The following is a 5,123-nucleotide window of genomic DNA, read 5'->3' as shown; positions in this document are numbered from 1 at the left end:
CCTCGGCTCCGCGGTGCGGCCGGCTCGTTGTTCTGCGGGCTGCTCGCACGCTGCTGGTGCTCTATTTTAGCTGATCAGGAGGGTGTTTGACGGTGCGTCCGGTCCGGATTCCAGCCCTCCGTGGCCCCTGCGGGGCCCTAGGTTCTCGGCTCCTCCGGTCGCGCTGCGCGCTCCCTCTCAGCAACAGGATGCACACGATCCGAGGGGCTGTCCAGCCTACTGGCCCTCCCACGACACACCACCCAACGTAACCTGACCCTCTATCATCCCATAGTTAGTGGTCTATACCAAAACAAGGCCAGCAACGAGGGAAGGGGCCGGGGGCCGGTGCGCTCAGAACAGCTCGACACCAAATACCAAAACTGAAACCAGAACTGACCCAATACCAAAAACACAAGCACCCATGGCCCAGCAAACAGAGCCCACATACCAAAACTGGAAACACCCAAAACAACCCCACAGATAGGAGCCTGAAAAGGAATCAGAAACACCGGACGAAAAAGGCGTGCGCCCCCGGACGTTTCGACCGGGGGCGCAGATTCACCGCAGCGTGCTCGCGCCCGGCGGACGCGCGGACCCGAACTCGCCCGCCGGGCGCGGCTGACCCTCGGGCCGTGTCCCTGGCACGGGCAGGGAGTTGATCCGAGGTGGACGTCTTCCCCGCCGGTGACCGGTACGTACCCCGACCAGACCCGACAGCCGCTCGTCACGCTCGACGAGGCCAGGCACGCGGTCGAGCTGCTGCTGTGGTTCGAGGACGACACCCCAGAGGGGCACGCCGCCAGCGAGTTGGCGCGCACCCTCGCGACGCGACTGCCCACGGACTAGGCCGCGACGGGCCTGGCGTCAGGTGGTGGTGAGCAGGAGCGCCGCATGTCGAAGCCGGCGGCGGCCGCGAGCCTGAGCGCCGGCACCAGACGCGGCCGGAGGAGCGCGATCAGGCCGACGAACGCGGCTGCGAGGACCGCAACGGTGGCGACGAGGGCAGCAGGGTGGGATCGCCTTCAACGGTCCTCCAGGTGTCGAGAGACCCGGCAGTGCGCCGGGCGATGAGCACGGTGGAGGAGCCGGGGGGGAGCCCCGCAACACCAGACGAAAAGGGCTCTAGGTCTCGTAGTCCTAGGTCGGACACCAACCAAAAAGGGCCCTCCGGGTGAGGGCCCTCAACTGTTCCGTCCGCGCAGGGGCACTGCCACGGACGGGGAACTCCTACAGCAATCTCTTATCTGCATGTTCGTAGACGTAGCAATGATCACTAGAGAGCCGAGTGGAGGCTAGATGCCGTCTTCCTGCGCATCTATGACGCGTCCCGAGACTTCTTCTCGCGCGGCTTCTTGATCTGCTTCTTCGGACGGTTCCATTCGTCCTTCACCTTCCGGCCAGCGATGATGGCCTTGCAAACCTTGTCGGACAGCGCCTCGGCATGGCCGAGCACCTGACTGATGGTTACCAAGACGGCCATGATCGTCAGCCCAGCGGCGGTGATCCAGTCCACTTGCAGACTCCCCTTGGGAGAGGGGTGGTCTTCTGGACGTAGGTCGTCTCTGTATGAGAGCGCCCTACGGTCCGTTGGACCTAGAGCGCCGTTGTCGCGTGGCGCAACCCCTCCTACTGAGATAGGTGTTCTGACACGACCTCCCGAGTGTCGCCTTGGCGCTTTGGCAGAGGCGACGCAGGAGGCCTCTAAACGTAGGGACAACGCCAAGTCGCTGGCAAGGGCCTCTATCTTGATCCTCTGGCGGAGGGACGAGACGACATTGTGTCGTCCAGCAGCAACGAAACAGTCCAGCTCAGGTAAGCAGTCACCCGGCGAGCAGATCGCGCAGGCCCTCGGCACTTCCCGTCAGGCCGCCCACGAGCGCTGAAGCAAGCACTGAGCCGACGCACCGACGACTGCGCCCCGGCCGGATCGGCCGGGGCGCAGTCATGGGGCGCTACGGGCGGGTACCCGGGGTACCCGCCCGTAGTCAGACCGTGCGGCGCGGGATGGTGTCGGTGTTCGGGTCGGCGTCACTCCAACCCCAGTCGCCGGCGTCGTGGCTGTCGCCGTCGTGGTCGGGGACGTCGCCGCACTGCCATCAGTCGCCGTCCGGGTCCGCGAAACATTGCGGTACACGTGTCGGGGTCCGGGGTAGGTGGCGGGGCGAGCAGCCCGACCGCCGCGAGCGTGGCGGACATGGTGGCGGCGATCCAGTGGTGGCCGATCTCGGTGCCCCGTGTGGGCACTGAGCTGGCCGCGTTCAGCGCTGCGGCGTACTGGTCGTCAGTCAGGATCGCGGGTCATGAGGTCTTCCCTTCCTCAATGTCGGGCGAGCGGCCGCTTCGGCTCAGGCTCCGATGCCGATTGCAGAGACGTACGCGTAGGCGTTGTAGTCGGAGTCCAGGTCGCTGATGACGTCGTCCCAGATCTCGTCCACCAGGTCCTCATTGCGGTCGGCCCACGCGTCCACCAGGTCGGACCAGATGTACCGGACGGTGATAGAGCGGTCGCTCAGGGCGCGGCGGTACTTCTCGTCCACGCCGCTCTGGTTGACGGGGTAGATCTCCATGCGGCGGCCCTGGCCGTTGTTGTCGAGGTGTCGGGCGAGCCATCCGGAGCGCACAAGGTTCGCGCGGCGGCGGACCCAGTAGGCCGCGTCAATCCGCTCGCGGCTCTTCGGGGACGGGGTGACGTTGCCTTCCATCCACGAGCGCAGGGCGCGGGGCGTCACGCCTTGCTCGGCCAGCTCGGCGCGGCCGGCGTCGCTGTCAAGGTAGCGCAGGCGTGCGGCCAGGCCGCGTGTGGTGGTGACGGGCGAGGCGATGCCGGAGGAGTGCACGATCCGGTTGAGTTCCTGGATCAGGGCCTCGCCGCCCTTCATTCCGTGGGCGTTCTTGTTCTGCCACTCTCCCCATCGGGTCCACAGGTCTGGAGATCCGGCCATCAGCGCTTACCCCCCAGGGTGTAGACGTCCTTTTCCTTGACTTGATTCAGGTCGCGTCCCTCGGAGAACACCGATCGCCAATTTCCGATGACGTGGAGTTCGTCCGTGCCGGAGACTTCCACGACCTGTAGTCCTGCCTTGTGGGCCTTGTTGGCTTTCATCCAGAGATTCGCGAATGCTTTCGCGCGGATGATGTGCATCCAGTCCGGTCGGCGGAGGTCGGTGTTTGCAGTGGATTCGCCGATGGTGGACACCAGCTTAGAGTACATGGATTTCACGTACTCCACGGTGAGTTGGTCACCCTCGGCAATTGCGTTTTTCCGTGTTTCGGCCAGGGCCCTGCGGAGTTTTTCCAACAGGGCCTCGCTGGCGCCGGATACGAGGGACCGGTGAATTACTGGGGCTTCGGCCAGACCCTCGCGGGCGCAGTCGAGCAGCAGCCTGAGCGTGGGCTCGCTGACCCACAACTCGCCCGGTTCCATGCGGGCGCCGAGGGGGTTGGGCAGGTCGTCGTGCTGCCATTCGGCCGGGGTGATGAGGTGAACGCCCGACTTCTTCGGGTCATGCACGCCGCTGGTGTCCTCTCGGAGCTGCCCGATGGGCAGCCACGTCTTGAGCGCGGACAGGTAGGCCGCGTTCATGTCCAGCGCCGTGACGTCGAGCTGCGCGCCCTTCTTCGCCGCGGCGAGGATCTCGGGGTTGCGCCACTTCGGGCGGCCCTCCCAGATCCTGTCAGCGCCCTTCTGCGACGGCTTTTGCAGGATGTCGGCGGTCGGGGGAAACTCGGAATGCTCGTATCGGCCGCCGACCCGCGACGCCTGGAACAGCCCCATCACGTCCGGGATCGCGCCCTTCTTGAGCGCGACGAGTGCGGCGTCGAGGTCGCTGCCGCACTCCTCCAGGACGTCGCGCACCCGGTCCGTGATCCGGTCGGTCAGCCTCCCGGAGGCATACACGCGGGTGCTGCGCTGCACAGGCGGCGCCGGTGCTGGTGCAGGCGGCGCGGCCGGCTGCTGCTCGGCCGGCGCCGTCTGCTCGGACTCGGCGACCGGCGCGGGCTGTTCGCCCGGTTCGGGGGCCGGCGGGGTGGGGGCCTGTACCGGTTCCGGGGTCGCGGCGGCGACGGCGGCCGCGCATTCCTCGGCGCTCAAGTGCTGGGGGAAGCTTTCGAGTTCGTCGCTGGTCGGATGCCCGCACAGGACGCACGGTCGCGCGGGCGGCGCCGCGGCCGGCGGGACGGGCGGGACCGTGGGGAGCGGGGCGACGGCGAGGGCCGGCTGCGTGGCGGAGGCAGGAGTGACGGCGTCGGCGGGGCGCAGGCCGGGAATCGCGCCGTGGAGCACGCCGACCGCGTGTGTGGGCCCGGCCAGCAGGTCCAGGGCGTGCAGACGGTAGTGCGCGGCGAGCAGGTCGACGTCCTCCAGCGACCAGTGCTGGCGGCCGCCCTGTTTGCGGGAGACCTGCGCCTGAGACAGGCCGAGCCCGTCGGCGAGGTCGCCCTGCCGCTCACCGGTCCGCGTCATCAAGGCGGCGACCGTGAGCCTGAGAAGTTCCTCGGTACCCATCATGGTGCAACCATAGTCGATTCAATACTAATTCCGCATACAGAATGCGCAATCAGTCGCAGGATTCGGGGTGTGAGGCCGGGCAGCCGCGGCCGACGGAGTGCCGAGCGAGACAGCGCGAGCGTCCGGCGCGCCCACCGGGGGCGCTGTACGGCGATCTGAGAGCCGATCAGCTCCCTCGGAGGCGGGGAGAGGGGCGCGATCACGGGTGATCGCGGTGTAGGGTCTCGCCGCTCGTGGCACATGCCGCGCTCGCTGACCAGCAGTTCTTCCGCCGTCTCAGATCGATGGCACAGCTGCTCAGTCTCACGAACGTGGCATTTCCTCCGCAGTCTTGACCGGCCGGCCGAGACCGACGAGCCACGGTTCCGTCGAAGTGCATCCGTCGGATGGCAAGCCGTTGACGTGCTGGGATGCCAGGTCATTTTGTGTCGATCTGCGCGGATCATCGGCTGAGTGGGTCGAGGACCAGGCGTGTCGGCACCGTGAGCTCGAGGAATGCCGCGAGGCGATGGCGACCACCGACCCTGAGGGGGGTCCAGGTAGGCCCGGCAAGTGGAACCCCAAACCAATCGTCCGCAACGAAACTATCTGCTACGGTCTCTGTTGCTGCGTCAACTGACAGGAGAGACCA

Annotated in this window: 4 protein-coding genes; 1 reads left to right on the top strand and 3 read right to left on the bottom strand. The window is 66.8% G+C overall.

The genetic code is table 11. The annotated features are described in order from the left end of the window. The first annotated feature begins 666 nt into the window (after positions 1–666). Entirely contained in the window at positions 667–828 is a 162-nt protein-coding gene (locus tag VIU94_RS13555; protein ID WP_331911082.1) for a hypothetical protein, read from the top strand. A 469-nt stretch (positions 829–1,297) separates the two neighbouring features. Here the strand turns inward: VIU94_RS13555 and VIU94_RS13550 are convergent, their stop codons facing one another. From VIU94_RS13550 to VIU94_RS13540, 3 genes are all read right to left on the bottom strand, one after another. After that, entirely contained in the window at positions 1,298–1,495 is a 198-nt protein-coding gene (locus VIU94_RS13550) for a hypothetical protein (protein ID WP_331911080.1), read from the bottom strand. An 832-nt stretch (positions 1,496–2,327) separates the two neighbouring features. Next, on the bottom strand, positions 2,328–2,924 hold the full coding sequence (locus VIU94_RS13545) for a hypothetical protein (RefSeq protein ID WP_331911078.1): 597 nt from the start codon (positions 2,922–2,924) through the stop codon (positions 2,328–2,330). Further along, positions 2,924–4,492, bottom strand: a complete 1,569-nt coding sequence (locus tag VIU94_RS13540; protein WP_331911076.1) for a helix-turn-helix domain-containing protein — start codon at positions 4,490–4,492, stop codon at positions 2,924–2,926. The genes VIU94_RS13545 and VIU94_RS13540 overlap by 1 nt, the downstream gene beginning before the upstream one ends. Positions 4,493–5,123: the final 631 nt, after the last annotated feature.

This window comes from Streptomyces sp. (assembly GCF_036566765.1).
Lineage (GTDB): Bacteria > Actinomycetota > Actinomycetes > Streptomycetales > Streptomycetaceae > Streptomyces.
The sequence above is the reverse complement of the archived record's forward strand: the minus strand, read 5'-3'. Positions and strand labels throughout refer to the sequence as shown.